Below are 16,385 nucleotides of genomic sequence, written 5' to 3'. Positions count from 1 at the left end.
AAGAATGAAAAACGTATGTTGCCATACGCAGATTACAAATATCTGGATTGGACACCCTGGATAATTTTGTATCTTTATGTGTAGACGATCCTAGCAGTTATGAAGCAAATCTGACAAGAGGCTGGCTCTCGACAGAGAGATTATGTCAATTGTAAAACCTCCTAAAATTAATCGTTCCAGACTTTTACCAGTCTCGCCTGTTGTCACAAAGCTATTAAAATTTTTCAGTCATCATTGGGATTTTATTCTCAAAAGAGAAGGTGAAAGCTGGCACACGGAAACTAGATATATACTAAATCCCAGAAATTTTGAGAGCTACTGGCAAGATCCGAAGATTAGCTTGGGCTTGCGTTTTGGCGGACAGACCAAATTTGGCTGCCTGGATTTGGACAAAAACAGTCATAATAATCCTCTGGTTAATCCCAAACGTTACTGTAAACTACTTAAAACATTAAGAACAATCGGCATCAAGCGAACTATCTTAATTCGCTCTAGCAGTAACAGAGGGGTACACGTATTCTTCTTTTTGCCAGAAGAGGTAAACAGCTTCAATCTTGCCTGCGTGTTGTTCAGAGTTTTAAGCGAAAACGGTTTTGAAATAAAGGCAGGGCAGCTAGAAATATTTCCCAACACCAAACGATACAAGAAAAAAGGCGAGGGATTTTCGCTATTTAATGGTCTGCGAGTACCCATGCAGCCTGGTTCGGGATCGGTCTTATTAGATCCTAAAACCTTTGAACCAGTCTCAGGAGGGGCAGAGGAATTTGTCGAGTTAATGAATAGCTCAGTAGATCGCCAAGACTTCGAGCTACTTCTAGAATGCTGCAAGACGGCTCGCGAATGGTACTGTAATTTTGCGCTAGAGAGAAAAAGTCGCACTCAATGGCAAAAAGATCTTGAATACAGCCTGAAGTTTGGGTTTACTGGTTCTGGACAGACCAACGACATCCTGAAAAACTTGGCTAACTTAGGTAGAGTATTCTACGGCGCGGATACCGTGACAGATTTAGCTAAATTTATCCACGAACGAGTTATTAATTTACCAGGGTACAAAGACCACTGCGGTCATCAAGATGAGATAGAAAAACGGGCTTTTGAATGGGCGACTTCGGCTATTAACTATTGGAGTATTTGGGCGAGTTACCCCCAAAGAATGCAAAACTTTACCGAACTATGGACAGAACAAGAGCAGCTATCGGGGGTCGAACCTGTAGTAACTAATTTCCATAAGCATAGGGGTAGATGGGGGCTAATCAATCAAAAGCGCAGCGATGAAACTATGATTCGGTTGAGAACTATTTTATCCGAACATCCACTAGATACTATGCCCCTAGGCGTACTAAAACGCCTAGATTTTATCAACCAAAAGTGTTTGGCATTCTATGGCACTAAGTTTAGCCGTAATACTCTTAGTAAGCCACAATATCGCGCTCTGTGGCATCCCAAATATACTCAAGAGACAAAAATTAAGAAAGAGCCAGGTTTTAGTTTCAAATTAGCTATGGGATGCGTAAGAGCGATCGCCGAAAAAATAGTTGTCACAATTGAGTTACTTATCAACTCCAAAAAATATATTACAAAAAAGCAACAGTCTCCAAAAAAAGCTAGAAAAGACATTCAAAAAGCGATCGCACCCCCTGTTTGTAGCATTAAAAAAAATGAGTCTGACAAAATAGCTGAAACTCAAGCTGCACAAAAGCTTATGCAAAGCGATCGCACATTTTTGAAGTGTTTTGTAGAGTTTTGTCCATATTTAGTGTATGGAGTATTTGTACTTAAGCTTGAGTTGATAAAGCAAAAGATTAAACAAAAGCTAGAAAATTTGTTTATTCCTGAAGTTAAAACTTCAGAAACCAAGTTTGAGGAAATTAGTAAAGCAAGAAGAAAGAATAGTTATTTTTTTCACGGAATAGAGGTTAGTTCTCGTTCGGGGCTTACTGCTCGTGGTGATGAGCTGATTAACCTCAAACCAGGAACGAAAGTAAAAATCTTAACTGATTATCATTCTTCTTCTTTGGGAGATGATAATCGGCAAATTATGGTCTATGTAAGACCGATAGAAATTAAAACTAAAGAAAAATATTTAGTTTCACTCAACACTTTGATTCAAATAAGAACAAATTCTGACTCATATGTTAAAGCTGTACTGCCACAAATCAGAGAGTTAGTTTCTGCTTTGGGTTTAACTAAAGAAGATTACTTGCAATATATCCAACAGACTTACGGTGTAGAGAAGACAGACAGCTTGCGATCTAAAGAAATATTTGAAGTAGTAAACCATTTTCAAAATTCGTTTTATAGCGTGTTCGATGGTTAGTCAAAGGTGCGATAGCGGATCTTTCTCAAGATAAACCTTTTTACCTACTGCTTTCGCAGAATATCTAGCAAAGAAGTAAAAATGGGGTTTCTATGCAACCAAGCATTCATCAAAAACGAGTAATTGATTGGCTGAAGGGGTGACAAGGGAGCTAGAAAGATTGCTGGATAATAAACATAGCTCGTAGACCCCTCTGGTAAAAAGGCAGCTTATTGAGATTGAGCCACATCAATTTGTTTATCCATTCCTTCATCAAGGTAAATGAAACCAGCCAGCTACTACCATATAAACCAAGCCAAAAGTAGCTGTTGCGAGTCAAAGATTGTTTAATTTTTCGATGGCGACCGATGTATTTAGACTGACCTCGAAGGCTAAGAGTATGTCCTTTGAACACCGAGTGAGTGTAAGCAATGGCGATGAGCAAAACTAGACGAGTAAGGCGTTCAATCTGAGCTTGCGACCCCTCGAGATTGTAGCCACCTGACTTGCAATCTTTAAACATCGCCTCAATCCCTACGCGCTTTTTATAGGCTTTGACAGCTTCAGGTAAATTGGGTAAATTTGTCAGCAGATACCAGGGTTCCTTTGCCCCCATGCCTCGGTAAATACGTCGCCAATAGACCCCTAAATAAATCCCCGAAACTTGATGCAGTTGAGTGACTTTAGTTTCTTGATAAAACCGTTGGTCTCCTGGATTAACGTCTAGGTCTTTTAAGGGAGTAAAACCTAATTGAGTTACCATTATCTTCGTACTCTTTCTCTGTCGAAGCACAAAGTAGACCTGCTGCTGGGTCAGCCACTTAGCTAGTTCAACACTCTGGAATTCTCTGTCTCCTAAAATAACGATTTGGTGTTGTTTAAACAGCTTCAATACTGGACGTAATATGGCTTTTTGTTGAGCGAAGTTACTGGCTCCTTTCTTCTCTAGAAACTGCCAGTATATAGGCAAAGCTCTTTTCGCCATCACTACTCCAACCATGAACAGATTTTTATCTTGCCATTGAGTTCTATCTAAGACTAGATAAATTGTCTGGTCTGGCAAGAATTTCTTTTGAACTACTTCTTTGACTATGGGAAACCAGACTAACGAAACTGATAAAGCTGAGGACTTCAAAAACCTTTGGATTCGGCGACGACGGCTCTCATATTTAATTGGTAAAGGGAAGTATGCAGCTAGTCTTTCTATCTTTACTTGTTTGTAGGTCTGGATAAGGTATACCAGCACTTCCAAAGTAATTAGTTGGTCATCACTCAGATAACGTGAAAGATGATTGCGGTACAATTGGTTTAACATTTTTTAGGGTTCGGTCGGATTCTCAATAACTGACCGAATCTTTTTTACCATAGGTTGTCTCTGTTCCCTACACTGTCTGACTTCTCACAGGGTTGTCACCCCGTCAGCTCGCAACAGCTACTTTTGGCTTGGTTTATATGGTAGTAGCTGGCTGGTTTCATTTACCTTGATGAAGGAATGGATAAACAAATTGATGTGGCTCAATCTCAATAAGCTGCCTTTTTACCAGAGGGGTCTACGAGCTATGTTTATTATCCAGCAATCTTTCTAGCTCCCTTGTCACCCCTTCAGGCGCCACGCACTTAACAACAATTTTTCCCTGCTGCGTAACGGTTTGGCGACTATTGCCGTACTGTCTACTAATCCCAACCTGGCTTTAGTTAAAGAAGTGATTCCTTCTGAATATGCCAGTGCGATTGAACTTAAAGAAATGATTCTTCAACGCAGACGCAGCGAAATACCCAATTATGTTACTAAACTAACGGCTTTTACTGACGGTCGCGCTATTTTAGCAAGTCTGGGAACTCAGTTTACCTTGTTAATGCAAACTGCTATCGGAATCCGTAGTAATCTCAATGATGCCGAGATCGCTAAGTTTGCTCAAATCGGCAATGTTAAACGATTGTATTTTCTACGTGGCGAACTACAGCATATTTCAGTTGAGCAGTTGGTTTGGCTCAATAACCAAATTAAAACTACCAAACACCAATTAACCTACAATGCTTGTAATCTAACGGCTAAACTAATGCTGATGTGCTGTTACTAGACGTTGATAGACTTTAACCGTCAGATCTGATACTTGGTAATAATCTCTCGATTAGAATTGACCTGGAACTTACTTCTAATCGATTCCATGTGGGTATTAATAGTTGATTTGGAAATTTGTAACTCTTTCATAATATCGGTTAGAGACAGCCCTTCTGTATAAAACTCGGCAATTTCTCTTTCTTTAGGTGTGAGCTTTTGCTTCGTCGAGTCTAGTTCCTTAAACAGTTCTAGTAAAGGTCCGAGTAAAATCATTTGGCTATTGTCAAATAAACCTTGAGAGTAGTAAGTTCCGCCACTCTTGACTGCTTCAATGGCGATCGACAACTGCTCTTCAACTCGTTGCTGCTCGACAATTCCCTGGCAACCAACCGAATATAGCTGGGTAATTAGCTTGTCTTGGTTGTGAGCTAAATAGATGATCTGGATTTGATTTTCCAGAATGGTTTTTATTAAATCTATCGTCTTTTCAGGCGAAGCCAACTCACTATTAACCAATACCAGATCGATTTCTTTTAGAAGCTTTGAGAAGTCTCCTTCGAGATGCTGGGAGGAGATATTTTTCAATTCGTAGTCGGGGATATATTTCTGTAATCCCAGACCATAAAAAATATTGTTACTGATTAAAGCAATAGTCTTTGACATTGGCTGAACTTAGATTGGAAAGAGTATCCACTATTTTAGTCGGCAAAACTGAGATTTAGAGTTTGGCAACTGCAAAAAGGTGTACCGATAACCTCTAAATGCTTTGAATTATTTTTCAGTTTATAGCCTAGTTCCCAACAAAGAGGCGATCTCCAGGGAAGAACACGATCGCCCCTTAAAAACCGAATATATTCCTCATCTCAAGCGCGATTTAAAATCAGGTTGGCTGTTTCCGCATCTATATAATCACGATGCTTTGCTTTATGGTAGATGGGAATACTGGTATCAACTTCAACTCGTCCCAGCAGACAAATTTATTTCATCTGCTGCAAGAACCCGATCCAGAAATAAGTCTGGCAAATATTCAAGAACATATTCTGCCAAAAGAACCAATTCCACCGATCTCCTTCGGTGTAGGTGGTGTTTCCAGTCAAAACAAAGGACACAAAATGCTAGAAATTTGCCTGGATAAAATGATGACAGCAGGCGGATATACAAACTTGTTAGCCAGAATAGAATATTTTCTGGACTGGTTACTTTACGGCTTTGGACATCCTCATCCTTGGTTTACTCAATTACCTGCCGAACCAAGTGGCTGTAAAGGATGCAGCATGGTTCTCTATCAATTGTTTAATCTGTTTCATCTACTCTACCAACCCCAGGATTATTGGGGAAACTTAATAGTTGAAGCGAAGGGAAGAGGTTCGCAGAAGCATACAGGATATTTTCCTACTCCCAATACAGTAGCAATTGCTATGGCAAAGATGCTCTTTAGCAATGGTCGAGATACTCGGCTACAAATCGGCTACGAACCTGCGATTGGCACTGGGGTAATGACCCTCGAACCCAGCAACCAAGTTCTGAACATGGTGGGAACGGATATCGATAAACTACTGCTCAAAGCCTGCCTGGTCAACTGGTATCTGTACTGTCCCTGGTTCGCCATGCCCGTATTCTACTTAGTCGATCGCGTCGATCTTCTCTGGGGTAATTCACTGGTAGGCTCAGACCATCCTAATTTTCCCCAGTCAATTCATCAAAAGTACTGGCGAAAAAAATATAGAGATATCTATCCTGTAAGTTTGGTAGAAAAGGATTGGTCGAGTGAGGTGCAAAAATTTATCGATTTGCAACCAGCTCAAGCTAAAGCTCCTGAGATTGTTAAACAGGAAAGTAATTCTGAATCAACAAAAATAAAGCAGAAGCTGAAAGGATTCAAAAGACCATCAGGCACGAAAAAATCGAGATCGCTATTTTAGCCAATCGGTACAAACATAATTTTGGAATTACACAATTATAGATTATTGTAATTGTGTAATTCCAAAAATTGCCGTTATAAAGCTAGTTATAAATTTAACCAAGCCAATCTATAACAGAGATTAAAGCTGGCATTACCTTGTTTGAAATACTGTAATTACGCAATTTTATATTTCCATAATTTCGTAACAAAGAGCAAATAAGATGAAAATTTCAGACGAAGATTTTAATGAACTAAAAGATTTGGAAGAAAAATTATGGAAAGCAGAAACTCGTTTTGATAAGAATTGGATGAATAAGGTTTTATCCTCAGATTTTTTTGAGATTGGTAGGTCTGGCAAAACATATACAAGAGAAATGGCGATTTGTTGCGAACCTTCAGAAATACCAGCAGATCTTCCTCTATCAAATTTTAAAGTAAGACTTATTAGAGAGGACATTGCTCAAGTTACTTATATTAGTTTTGTTAATTATCAAGATGGACTTGAAAAAGGCTCAAGAAGCTCTCTATGGTCTAAGCAAAGTGGCGAATGGAAATTAGAATTTCACCAGGGTACACCACTTTATTCTGCCGAATAAACAAACTAAATTAGGAATCAGCTCTAATTTGTACTGGTAATTATTCTAGTGATTTAAATTCTCCCATTTTTCCTAGGCGAATAGTGATAATTTCAACCTCAGTAACAGCTCGATGAGAACCTTGCTGGGTATGAGCGGGAGTTAACCAAAATGTACCTGCCAAACATTTCTTGCCATTAGTTTCAACAACACCATTCAATACATAAACGTATTCATTACAAGGATGGGTATGAACGGGAATTATTGTCCCTGCCTTCATTCTTAGTAAATGGATCGATCCTTTGGGTACTGGTTCGGCTAAAGGTAAAAAACTAGTCCCTGGAAATTCTTCTAGATTTGACCATGATGCAGAGTCAGTTTGAATAAAGGTTTGTTCTGGCATACATAGCACCTCATGATATGATAATTGTCGAGTGAATAATATTCACTCACATAGTTTACCATTAGGTAGTTCTAGATGGAGAAATCAAATTCGACCCAACCTCGTTACGATGTTGAGAGAAGGTATCAAGCATTACTAGAAGCGGGGGAATTACTTTTATGTAATGGTTACGATCGTGCTAAACCTCAGTTGGTTGCTCAAACTGCTAGTGTATCGGTGGGATTATTTTACCGACATTTTCAAAACAAGCAAGAATTACTGACTGCCATTATGGTCGATCGTCTAAAAATTTTGCATCGCCAAATTCAGCAGAAAATTGAGCCAAACAGTGACCCTGGAGAACAATTACATCAGGTAATAGTTTTAACATTACGCTATTTCCAGTCTCATCAAGGACTGATCAAACTGTTTTTTATGCAAATTGGTTATTGTAACGAAGTAGCAATTGAACAACTGCGAGAAACAAGACAGACATACCGCAATATTCTGCAAACTATTTTAGAAACAGGAAGCGATCGCGGTTATTTTGGTAGCAACGTAGATATTCAAATTGCTTTGAATAGTATTGTCGGGACAATTAATTGGACGCTCTACGATTTATTGATAGTTAATAACGAAAATATAAAATCTGACGAATTGGCTAAAAAACTTTCCTCTCATTTACTTCGGAGTTTGATGGCGCAGTAGCTGTAAATCGTCTTTGAATAAAGCTTATAGCCGAATCCGATTGAGTTGTCTAATCTCAATACTGTAATTTCATAATTTTATATTTTCAGAATTATGTAATTACATTATTTTGCGTCTTGTTCTCGAACAAAGTCTTCCAACAAGTTATTAAGCAAAGTTTGTAAGTCCATTTTTTCTGGCTGCGTAGATAGTATGTAACGTGCTTTAGCTTTGACCTGTTTATGGAGTCTAATAGTTGTAGACTCATAATCAGGATTGCTTCTAATACCTTTAGGTCTACCAACCTTTTTTTGCTCTTCAATCTCAACAGGTTTTGATTCTGGTACTATTTTTAGTTTTGAATCGTTACTGATTTTAGATTTAGAATCGCTTTGAACAGAACTAGTTTGCTCTTTTAGCTCGACAGTTTTTGCTTCTTCTACATAAGGCTTCTGTGCAGTCTCAGCTTTATTGCTTTGTTTAGCCTCTCTTCGCATACGGCTAAGATCTGCCAAACTGGGATTATTTTTCGCCATTATAAATCTCCTTGCCTAAGTTTTCATAGCATTGCCAAGCGATCGCTGAGTAAGAGTCGTCGTATTTATCTACCGTCACACCAGATAAAGGCGATTTTTCTACTGCGGTATATTGATAGATCGTAGATTTGAAGATCGGAAGTTCTTCCATCTCTAATAATTCACGAGCTTCTTTCTCTTTGGTGCTGGGAATTTTTTCTCCTCCTCCTGGTCTTCTTCTGGGTGGAGGGGTGATAGTCAACAAAACTTTGTAGTTTGTTCCATAATCAATCAGCATATCTCTAGTTTTGAGCAAAGCCTCCATATCTAATGCTTTTGGCGGAGTAGGTAGAATTAGCAGATCGTACTCCTCCGCCACTGCCTTAATCTCTTCCTTTTCTGGTCTGGCTTTGGTATCGGTGATTATATGCTTGGCTTTTCTAATATGTTTTACCGAACCCTCTACGTTACAAACGTTAAATGGCAATAGTCCTTTCTCTGCCCACTGTAATGCAGAACCATTTTTATCAGCATCAATTAATAACGTTTCCCCAAACCGTTGCATATAGGCTGCGATATGAATTGCTGTAGTCGTTTTGCCTATACCTCCCTTCAACCCCAAAACACAAATGTCCATATTGTCGTGTTGAGCTTAAAATTTTACACCGCCCAATCTAACACCTGTAATTGTAGAATGGTGAAATTATAAAAATATGTAAATCTATAATTTTATAATTATGTAATTACAAAATACAAAGCCGTTGGGATTAAAGGTGTTTATAGTCTGGATTTAGCAGTTGCAATCGATGAATAATTTAGCTTATTGTAAATTTAAAATTACATAATTATAGAATTTTGAGTTTTTGCAATTATGTAATTTTACAATTTTAAAATCACGATTTGGCTTCAGGCTGGCAGATTTGAAAGTTTGTACGAAAAACTTATCTTGCTCTAGCGAAGATATATTGCAATTTTATAATTACGAAGTTGTAGATTTATGTAATTACAAAATTATGTTTGTACCAAAACTCTAATTTAAAGTAGCTGTTTCTTGAAAAGTAGGTTATGAGCTGGCAAATTTATGAATAGGGATACTAATTCTTGCTATTTTGAATAGTATCTTAATTATGTAATGCTGAAATTGTAAATTTGCATAATTGTAAAAAGCCAAAATTCTGAATTTTTTTTATAGTGTCTAATCTAATTGCTGTCTGAACATTTGTTGTAAGTTTAGGTTTGCATAATTTTGTAGTTTTCTGTTCTATTGTCTCAGGAAGTCAAGTTCTAAGGGTGGCTTAGAAATAACATCAAAGTCAATTTGGAGAGAAGATTTGGTTGGAATAGGTAGACTATTGGCAATTACTGTAGCGTTCATGTGTAGTTCTTCAGACTTTTTAGCTCCAAGGTAGACTGGCATTTCCATTATTGAGATATGTCCTGGTTGAATCGTGCCAAACTTAACCGTTATACGAAATTCTTCACCATAAATCTCGACATCAGGAGTAATATGTGAATGCCACCAAAGAGGTCTGATATACGGCATTTTGTTGATACGCTTTCTAATAGGTCGCTGCGGAAGCTCTTCTGCAACCTCAATTCCATGAGTCAACACTCCTTCTACTTCTAGCGTAACCCCTTCTGCAAGACAGGTGCTGCTGTTACGAATGCCAAAGAATACTTCTCGAAGAAGTTTGGTGGATCTTATATATTTTTCCTTGTCTTTCATGTAAGAAGGATTTAGTTCTTCAAAGGGATCGACAGGTAATGTTATTCCGCCATAGTATGTTTTTCGAGGTGTATCTAAATTCGGAATTCTGTATTTTGGGATGTCATAAGCAATAGATTGAAGTTTTATCGTTGTTCCAAGTGTTTTTCTAGATCCAGGCTCGTAAAAATGAAAACTAACGAAGTTATCAATCGTATGACCTTTCTACTTCAAAAACATTGTTATTTAGGGTGATATGGAAACTGTATCAATAAATAAAAACACTAAGTAACCGACTGGTTTGATTTAAATTGAATAAAAGTACATAGTAAATAATTTGATCGTATTCGTTATAAATTTATAGAGTTTTTAGATATAAAGTTTTATAATTCTAGAATTTTATATTTATGTAATTACAAAACTTTAAATACGGCAAGCAATCATATTTACTTTCATTATTTTTCAAATCAGCATCAAGTGTAATCTAAATAACGATTGACAGATTATGACTTAAAAATAGACTCTTTTATAATTATATAATTATGTAATTTTGCAAATCCAAATTATTACTTATCGCTATTAGGAGGCATGGGTAATAATTCCTCCGCAGCAGCAAGCCTAAGATTTAGCTGCTCGGTCGTCCAGTCTTGTTTTTGAGTTTCATTTAATTTACTCAGGTCGATATAATTTTGTTCGCGAGACTCAATTAGTTGAGCTTTTCTATCAGCCAGAATTGGGCGAATTTTTTCTTTCCAGATTACGGTTTCTGCCTCAATTGCTCGCTCGATATCTTCTTTGGGTACGCCAATTCTACCCATGCCTGGTCTTTTCACATTGTTTTTGTCACCGTAGCCAGGGTTTAAGATGATTGCTTTGCCTTGAGGAAAACGTTCGATCGCATCGACACTTATTAAAGGAATCTGATGAGTCTGCTGATTGACAGTGGTAGATGCTCCGTTTTGCGATCGCGAACGAGAAACAGAAGTGGTAGTTACAGTCTTATTGCCAATTTTCTTTGAGTATTCTTCGGCTGTTACCGAGTCGTTTGGTCCAAATAGGACGTGGGTAAATAGACCTGACACCAATGCTTTGCCTCGTTCTTTGCCGTAAAATTCAAAGAACTGGTTCAAACTTTGCGCTCCCAGAATAGGAATACCGCCGTTAGAACGGTATTCGTTAATGTGTTCGCTCAGTTTGGCAAATACCCCCAAACTGGTTACTTCGTCCAGACAATAGCAGAATGGATTTTTCCTTTTTTCGCTCAGGTTTTCGACAATAGTGAGATGCATACACATGGTAATAAGAGGAGCGATGATGCTGCGCCTGCGATCGTCTAACTTCATTACCAATAATTGTTTGGGCTTAAGATAAAGAGGGATGGTGCTTTTGCCGATCATGCAGGGCAGAAGGTCATTTTGAATAAAACCCGTAAAGGTGATTTCGGCAGTAGTCTTAATCGAGGCTGCGGTTTTTTCTGATTCTTTGGAGGAGAGAAAATTAGAAATAGTCGCAGCAATCCAAGGGTCTAATTTGCGATCGTCGTCCCTCCGTACTGCCCAGTCAAGACGCTCGACCAAATTTGGCAGTTGAGTAATGGCATAAACCATCGGCAGATCGGGATATTTACTAGATTTGGCAAGCTGCATCAATCCCGTCGCGAATATACCTCCAGTCTGGGAGAAAAAGTCTTTTTTGCCGTCGCCTTTTCCTTGAGAATCAATCAAGATTTTCCCCAATTCCCCTGCGGTAGTAGCATCGCGGGGGTCTTTCATAAAGTCTAAAACGTTGATGACGCAGGTATAGTCTGCTCCAGGCGTATTAGGGTCTTCACCTGTTTCTAATCCAACTCCTCCAGGGGCAAAAACATCTACGGTATAGCCATAACGAGAGGCTAAGGAGGTATGCAACTTCATCTGGTCTCCTTTTTTATCGTACAGTAATACGCTGACACCCTGGGCAAATAGGCGTTGCGACAGCAAACGGACAAAAAACAACGCTGGACATATAATCATAATTATTTAACTCAATTTAATGAGTATTAAACTGTGTATATAAGTGAACTTGTACGTCGAGTTCTGTCCTACTGAACGTATAATTAAGGGGAATTAGCACCATGATCGACGGAAAAACTTAGCGTATAATTACGCGCCCATGCCATCTACACATGAAGTTGCCGAAAATACAAAAGGCTCGTTCGATTGCCTACGGCAATCCGACAACGCGAAAGGCTCTGGAGAGCCTCGCCGTTCCGAAGGAACGTCGGCACGCTCCAGCGTGCGGCGAATCAACGAAGTTGATTATCGAGATAGTTTCGCGCAGTTTCTCACTGAATCAGAACGAAGTGCTTACACGATAAAAAACTATCTCTGTGATTTAGATGGTTTCGCCCTATGGTTAAAATCAAAGGGCAGTAGAGAATTTACTCCCGAATTAATTACTCCTACTGACTTACGAGAATACAAGCATTATTTAGACGAAACACTACAGTTAAAGCCGAAAACCATTAATCGCAAGCTTTCTAGCCTCCGCAGCTTCCTCAATTGGGCGGGAATTGAAGGCTATTTTCCAGAGAATCGTTTGCCTCACATTCCTCAACCGATAAAGGAACAAGCTTCAGCCCCTAAATGGTTGGATAGATTATCTCAATACGATCTGTGTCGCATTGTAGAAAAAGGCAGAAAAACTAGAGATATCGCGATCGTTAAATTACTACTGAATACAGGATTGAGAGTTTCCGAACTTTGTGCCTTAACCTGGAAAGATCTCAAAATTACTGCCAAAAAAGGACGCTTGAGGGTCAATCATGGCAAAGGTGCAAAAAGAAGAATCATTCCCCTGAATAAAGATGCGCGGTCTGTCTTAATAGAACTGGGATATCACCAAAATAAGGGTTCTGAGGAACGAGTGTTTATTGGTCAAAGAGGAGCAATGACTCCTAGAGGGATTGAAAGTACCTTGAGAAAATACGTTAAACAAACCGATTTAGAAGACGTTTCGCCTCATCAACTGAGACATACATTCTGTAAAAATCTCATCGATGCAGGAGTGAGTTTAGAAAAAGTCGCGACTTTAGCAGGACATGACAATCTAGAAACCACCCGTCGTTACTGCACTCCCAGCGAACAGGATTTAGCAGCAGCCGTAGAACTAATTGGGGAGGAGGATTAATACTGTAAAAAGATGCCAGGACAATTCCTAACGAGAGCGGAACGAGAACGCCTTCAATCCTTCCCAGAACCAATTACTCCTGATGAAATTATCATTTTCTTCACCCTCTCAGATAAAGATTTAACTCTGGTTAAAAAACGCAGTGGCGACCACAATTTATTAGGGTTTGCCCTGCAATTAGGAACGCTTAGATACCTCAGTTTTATTCCCGATGATTTTCCCCAACTGCCACTAAAAGTAGTTGAATATGTCGCCCAACAACTAAAAGTTTCAGCCGATGCGATCGCCGACTACGGAGAACGTTCTCAAACTAGAACCAGCCAACTACAAGAGATTCAAGATTATTTGGGGTTTCGCAAGCCCAACCAAACAGACTATCAACAGTTAGAGAGGTGGCTATTAGAACGGGCAATGGAACACGATCGTCCTTTGCCTGAAGGGGTGACAAGGGAGCTAGAAAGATTGCTGGATAATAAACATAGCTCGTAGACCCCTCTGGTAAAAAGGCAGCTTATTGAGATTGAGCCACATCAATTTGTTTATCCATTCCTTCATCAAGGTAAATGAAACCAGCCAGCTACTACCATATAAACCAAGCCAAAAGTAGCTGTTGCGAGTCAAAGATTGTTTAATTTTTCGATGGCGACCGATGTATTTAGACTGACCTCGAAGGCTAAGAGTATGTCCTTTGAACACCGAGTGAGTGTAAGCAATGGCGATGAGCAAAACTAGACGAGTAAGGCGTTCAATCTGAGCTTGCGACCCCTCGAGATTGTAGCCACCTGACTTGCAATCTTTAAACATCGCCTCAATCCCTACGCGCTTTTTATAGGCTTTGACAGCTTCAGGTAAATTGGGTAAATTTGTCAGCAGATACCAGGGTTCCTTTGCCCCCATGCCTCGGTAAATACGTCGCCAATAGACCCCTAAATAAATCCCCGAAACTTGATGCAGTTGAGTGACTTTAGTTTCTTGATAAAACCGTTGGTCTCCTGGATTAACGTCTAGGTCTTTTAAGGGAGTAAAACCTAATTGAGTTACCATTATCTTCGTACTCTTTCTCTGTCGAAGCACAAAGTAGACCTGCTGCTGGGTCAGCCACTTAGCTAGTTCAACACTCTGGAATTCTCTGTCTCCTAAAATAACGATTTGGTGTTGTTTAAACAGCTTCAATACTGGACGTAATATGGCTTTTTGTTGAGCGAAGTTACTGGCTCCTTTCTTCTCTAGAAACTGCCAGTATATAGGCAAAGCTCTTTTCGCCATCACTACTCCAACCATGAACAGATTTTTATCTTGCCATTGAGTTCTATCTAAGACTAGATAAATTGTCTGGTCTGGCAAGAATTTCTTTTGAACTACTTCTTTGACTATGGGAAACCAGACTAACGAAACTGATAAAGCTGAGGACTTCAAAAACCTTTGGATTCGGCGACGACGGCTCTCATATTTAATTGGTAAAGGGAAGTATGCAGCTAGTCTTTCTATCTTTACTTGTTTGTAGGTCTGGATAAGGTATACCAGCACTTCCAAAGTAATTAGTTGGTCATCACTCAGATAACGTGAAAGATGATTGCGGTACAATTGGTTTAACATTTTTTAGGGTTCGGTCGGATTCTCAATAACTGACCGAATCTTTTTTACCATAGGTTGTCTCTGTTCCCTACACTGTCTGACTTCTCACAGGGTTGTCACCCCGTCAGGTCCTTTGCTTCTATTTCAACTGCTAATAAAAAAACTAGAAATAGCCAAAATTATCGGCCCAGGACTAACCATTTTAGAGAGAATGGTAGCTTATGCCCGTAATGAAGCTTGGACAGAAACTGCTCTTCGTTTACAACCGATTCTGACTGAAGAACGTTCAAAATTCCTTGATAGCTTCCTAGAGGTAGAAGCAGAAAAGCAGCGCACTCCTCTAGCTTGGCTGCGAACTGGTGCGGTAAGTAATTCTCCTAAAGCTATCAAGAATGCTTTGGCTAAACTAGACTTTTTGAATCAGCAAAATGTCAAGGACTGGGACGTTAGCGTTCTCAATCCCAACCGTTTGAAGTTTCTGGCAAAATTGGGCAAAAAATCTCCCACTCAAGCCCTTTCTCGCACGAGCGAACCTCGTCGCTACTCCATACTGATTGCCTTTTGCAGTCAGATTTGTACCGAAATTATTGATGAAACCATTGACCTGTATATCAGCACCTTAGCCAATACCTATGCCCGTTCCAAGAAAGATAGAGATTTATTTCAGCGTCAGATTGCTCAATCTCTCAATCAAAAAATTAAGCTGTTAAACAAAATCGGTCAGGTAATTCTAAATGAAGAAATTCAAGATGAACAATTAAGAACTCAGATCTACAATCAAGTAACCCCTGAAGAGTTATCAAAAGCAATTACCGAATGTAAATCTCTAATTCGTCCCCATGCTGATGATTACTTTGATTTCTTTGCTTTACGCTATAGTTATCTGCGTCAATTTGTTTCCGCTTTTTTAGCAGCTTTTAGCTTTAGAGCTAACCTAACAGATGACTCTCTGATTGAAGCAATTAAAATTATTCGTCATCTCGATACAAATGGCAAAAGAAAAGTTCCAGACCATGCTTCTCTTAAATTTGTCCCCCAACGATGGTCGGAATATGTAATAGACCGAGAAGGTAAAATAGTCCGTAAATATTACGAATTGTGCCTTCTATGGGAATTAAGAACTGCTCTACGTTCGGGAAATATTTGGATTATTAATAGTTGCAGATATGCCAATCCCGAAAGTTATTTAATTCCTAAAAATCAGTGGACAAAGCTCAAATTAGAAGTCTGTCAGCAAATACAAGTTTCTGAGGGGGCAAATCACACCATAGAACTTAAAAAGCAAGAATTATCCCGGCTTTTGTTCCAATTTGATGCTACCTTCCAGGATAACGAACAAGTCCGTATCGAAAAGGACAGATTAGTAGTTTCACCGCTCGAAGCCGAAGAAGTTCCCGACAGCACGAAGCAACTGAGAAAACAAATTCGAGAACGTTTACCCTGGATTGAGCTTACCAATCTGATAAGTAGCTAGGCAGAATTAAATATAAAACGTTTTAAGTGGTAATCGCTTTGTT

The 16,385-nt window shown here is 39.1% G+C and carries 16 protein-coding genes; 8 read left to right on the top strand and 8 right to left on the bottom strand.

All coding sequences use genetic code 11. From position 1 onward, the window contains the following. Positions 1–142 precede the first annotated feature (142 nt). Complete coding sequence (locus ACLFKQ_RS28990; RefSeq protein ID WP_449003096.1) at positions 143–2,317, top strand: hypothetical protein; 2,175 nt, start codon at positions 143–145, stop codon at positions 2,315–2,317. Between the two features lie 151 nt (positions 2,318–2,468). Here the strand turns inward: ACLFKQ_RS28990 and ACLFKQ_RS28985 are convergent, their stop codons facing one another. Then, complete coding sequence (locus ACLFKQ_RS28985) at positions 2,469–3,611, bottom strand: IS4 family transposase (protein WP_448998311.1); 1,143 nt, start codon at positions 3,609–3,611, stop codon at positions 2,469–2,471. A 334-nt stretch (positions 3,612–3,945) separates the two neighbouring features. On the opposite strand from ACLFKQ_RS28985, the gene ACLFKQ_RS28980 reads away from it, so the two are divergent. Continuing rightward, a complete protein-coding gene (locus ACLFKQ_RS28980; RefSeq protein ID WP_449003095.1) occupies positions 3,946–4,377 on the top strand; it encodes a hypothetical protein in 432 nt (143 codons plus the stop codon). A gap of 20 nt (positions 4,378–4,397) precedes the next feature. Here ACLFKQ_RS28980 and ACLFKQ_RS28975 read toward each other — a convergent pair whose 3' ends face one another. After that, positions 4,398–5,021, bottom strand: a complete 624-nt coding sequence (locus ACLFKQ_RS28975; RefSeq protein WP_449003094.1) for a helix-turn-helix transcriptional regulator — start codon at positions 5,019–5,021, stop codon at positions 4,398–4,400. 263 nt (positions 5,022–5,284) lie between these two features. Between ACLFKQ_RS28975 and ACLFKQ_RS28970 the strand changes: the two genes are divergently transcribed. Both ACLFKQ_RS28970 and ACLFKQ_RS28965 read left to right on the top strand, forming a co-directional pair. Continuing rightward, entirely contained in the window at positions 5,285–6,280 is a 996-nt protein-coding gene (locus tag ACLFKQ_RS28970) for a hypothetical protein (RefSeq protein ID WP_449003093.1), read from the top strand. A gap of 202 nt (positions 6,281–6,482) precedes the next feature. Further along, a complete protein-coding gene (locus tag ACLFKQ_RS28965) occupies positions 6,483–6,857 on the top strand; it encodes a nuclear transport factor 2 family protein (RefSeq protein WP_449003092.1) in 375 nt (124 codons plus the stop codon). Positions 6,858–6,897: 40 nt separating this feature from the next. Here ACLFKQ_RS28965 and ACLFKQ_RS28960 read toward each other — a convergent pair whose 3' ends face one another. Next, positions 6,898–7,239, bottom strand: a complete 342-nt coding sequence (locus ACLFKQ_RS28960; protein ID WP_449003091.1) for a cupin domain-containing protein — start codon at positions 7,237–7,239, stop codon at positions 6,898–6,900. Between the two features lie 75 nt (positions 7,240–7,314). Here ACLFKQ_RS28960 and ACLFKQ_RS28955 point away from each other — a divergent pair, with 75 nt between their 5' ends. Beyond that, a complete protein-coding gene (locus ACLFKQ_RS28955; protein ID WP_449003090.1) occupies positions 7,315–7,926 on the top strand; it encodes a TetR/AcrR family transcriptional regulator in 612 nt (203 codons plus the stop codon). 104 nt (positions 7,927–8,030) lie between these two features. Here ACLFKQ_RS28955 and ACLFKQ_RS28950 read toward each other — a convergent pair whose 3' ends face one another. The 4 genes from ACLFKQ_RS28950 to ACLFKQ_RS28935 all read right to left on the bottom strand — a co-directional run bounded on the left by ACLFKQ_RS28950 (position 8,031) and on the right by ACLFKQ_RS28935 (position 12,137). Further along, positions 8,031–8,441, bottom strand: coding sequence for a hypothetical protein (locus ACLFKQ_RS28950; RefSeq protein ID WP_449003089.1), 411 nt, complete (start codon positions 8,439–8,441; stop codon positions 8,031–8,033). Beyond that, on the bottom strand, positions 8,428–9,057 hold the full coding sequence (locus ACLFKQ_RS28945; protein ID WP_449003088.1) for an AAA family ATPase: 630 nt from the start codon (positions 9,055–9,057) through the stop codon (positions 8,428–8,430). Before ACLFKQ_RS28945 ends, ACLFKQ_RS28950 begins: the two co-directional genes overlap by 14 nt. A gap of 624 nt (positions 9,058–9,681) precedes the next feature. Beyond that, the gene (locus ACLFKQ_RS28940; protein ID WP_449003087.1) at positions 9,682–10,146 is read right to left on the bottom strand and encodes a hypothetical protein; all 465 of its coding nucleotides are present in this window, start codon (positions 10,144–10,146) and stop codon (positions 9,682–9,684) included. 545 nt (positions 10,147–10,691) lie between these two features. Then, entirely contained in the window at positions 10,692–12,137 is a 1,446-nt protein-coding gene (locus tag ACLFKQ_RS28935) for a type IV secretory system conjugative DNA transfer family protein (protein ID WP_449003086.1), read from the bottom strand. A 139-nt stretch (positions 12,138–12,276) separates the two neighbouring features. On the opposite strand from ACLFKQ_RS28935, the gene ACLFKQ_RS28930 reads away from it, so the two are divergent. Further along, positions 12,277–13,293, top strand: a complete 1,017-nt coding sequence (locus ACLFKQ_RS28930; RefSeq protein ID WP_449003085.1) for a tyrosine-type recombinase/integrase — start codon at positions 12,277–12,279, stop codon at positions 13,291–13,293. A 12-nt stretch (positions 13,294–13,305) separates the two neighbouring features. Further along, on the top strand, positions 13,306–13,782 hold the full coding sequence (locus ACLFKQ_RS28925) for a DUF4158 domain-containing protein (protein WP_449003084.1): 477 nt from the start codon (positions 13,306–13,308) through the stop codon (positions 13,780–13,782). Here ACLFKQ_RS28925 and ACLFKQ_RS28920 read toward each other — a convergent pair. Next, positions 13,747–14,889: an IS4 family transposase gene (locus ACLFKQ_RS28920; protein WP_448998311.1), complete on the bottom strand. Its 1,143-nt coding sequence runs from the start codon at positions 14,887–14,889 to the stop codon at positions 13,747–13,749. The two genes, ACLFKQ_RS28925 and ACLFKQ_RS28920, sit on opposite strands and share 36 nt — an antisense overlap. Before the next feature lie 190 nt (positions 14,890–15,079). Here ACLFKQ_RS28920 and ACLFKQ_RS28915 point away from each other — a divergent pair, with 190 nt between their 5' ends. Further along, positions 15,080–16,342 (top strand): hypothetical protein, encoded by a 1,263-nt coding sequence (locus ACLFKQ_RS28915; RefSeq protein ID WP_449003083.1) that lies wholly within the window; start codon positions 15,080–15,082, stop codon positions 16,340–16,342. The last annotated feature ends 43 nt before the right edge of the window (positions 16,343–16,385 follow it).

The organism is Myxosarcina sp. GI1(2024) (genome assembly GCF_053543375.1).
Note: the sequence above shows the minus strand (reverse complement) of the source record. Positions and strands in the feature narration are given on the sequence as shown.

What these genes read in the sequence shown, in the direction of transcription:
- ACLFKQ_RS28945 (WP_449003088.1), bottom strand. Translation starts at nt 9,057, where the DNA reads ATGGACATTTGTGTTTTGGGGTTGAAGGGAGGTATAGGCAAAACGACT.
- ACLFKQ_RS28950 (WP_449003089.1), bottom strand. Translation starts at nt 8,441, where the DNA reads ATGGCGAAAAATAATCCCAGTTTGGCAGATCTTAGCCGTATGCGAAGA.
- ACLFKQ_RS28985 (WP_448998311.1), bottom strand. Translation starts at nt 3,611, where the DNA reads ATGTTAAACCAATTGTACCGCAATCATCTTTCACGTTATCTGAGTGAT.
- ACLFKQ_RS28965 (WP_449003092.1), top strand. Translation starts at nt 6,483, where the DNA reads ATGAAAATTTCAGACGAAGATTTTAATGAACTAAAAGATTTGGAAGAA.
- ACLFKQ_RS28930 (WP_449003085.1), top strand. Translation starts at nt 12,277, where the DNA reads ATGCCATCTACACATGAAGTTGCCGAAAATACAAAAGGCTCGTTCGAT.
- ACLFKQ_RS28935 (WP_449003086.1), bottom strand. Translation starts at nt 12,137, where the DNA reads ATGATTATATGTCCAGCGTTGTTTTTTGTCCGTTTGCTGTCGCAACGC.
- ACLFKQ_RS28955 (WP_449003090.1), top strand. Translation starts at nt 7,315, where the DNA reads ATGGAGAAATCAAATTCGACCCAACCTCGTTACGATGTTGAGAGAAGG.
- ACLFKQ_RS28960 (WP_449003091.1), bottom strand. Translation starts at nt 7,239, where the DNA reads ATGCCAGAACAAACCTTTATTCAAACTGACTCTGCATCATGGTCAAAT.
- ACLFKQ_RS28925 (WP_449003084.1), top strand. Translation starts at nt 13,306, where the DNA reads ATGCCAGGACAATTCCTAACGAGAGCGGAACGAGAACGCCTTCAATCC.
- ACLFKQ_RS28915 (WP_449003083.1), top strand. Translation starts at nt 15,080, where the DNA reads ATGGTAGCTTATGCCCGTAATGAAGCTTGGACAGAAACTGCTCTTCGT.
- ACLFKQ_RS28970 (WP_449003093.1), top strand. Translation starts at nt 5,285, where the DNA reads ATGGTAGATGGGAATACTGGTATCAACTTCAACTCGTCCCAGCAGACA.
- ACLFKQ_RS28920 (WP_448998311.1), bottom strand. Translation starts at nt 14,889, where the DNA reads ATGTTAAACCAATTGTACCGCAATCATCTTTCACGTTATCTGAGTGAT.
- ACLFKQ_RS28940 (WP_449003087.1), bottom strand. Translation starts at nt 10,146, where the DNA reads ATGAAAGACAAGGAAAAATATATAAGATCCACCAAACTTCTTCGAGAA.
- ACLFKQ_RS28975 (WP_449003094.1), bottom strand. Translation starts at nt 5,021, where the DNA reads ATGTCAAAGACTATTGCTTTAATCAGTAACAATATTTTTTATGGTCTG.
- ACLFKQ_RS28990 (WP_449003096.1), top strand. Translation starts at nt 143, where the DNA reads ATGTCAATTGTAAAACCTCCTAAAATTAATCGTTCCAGACTTTTACCA.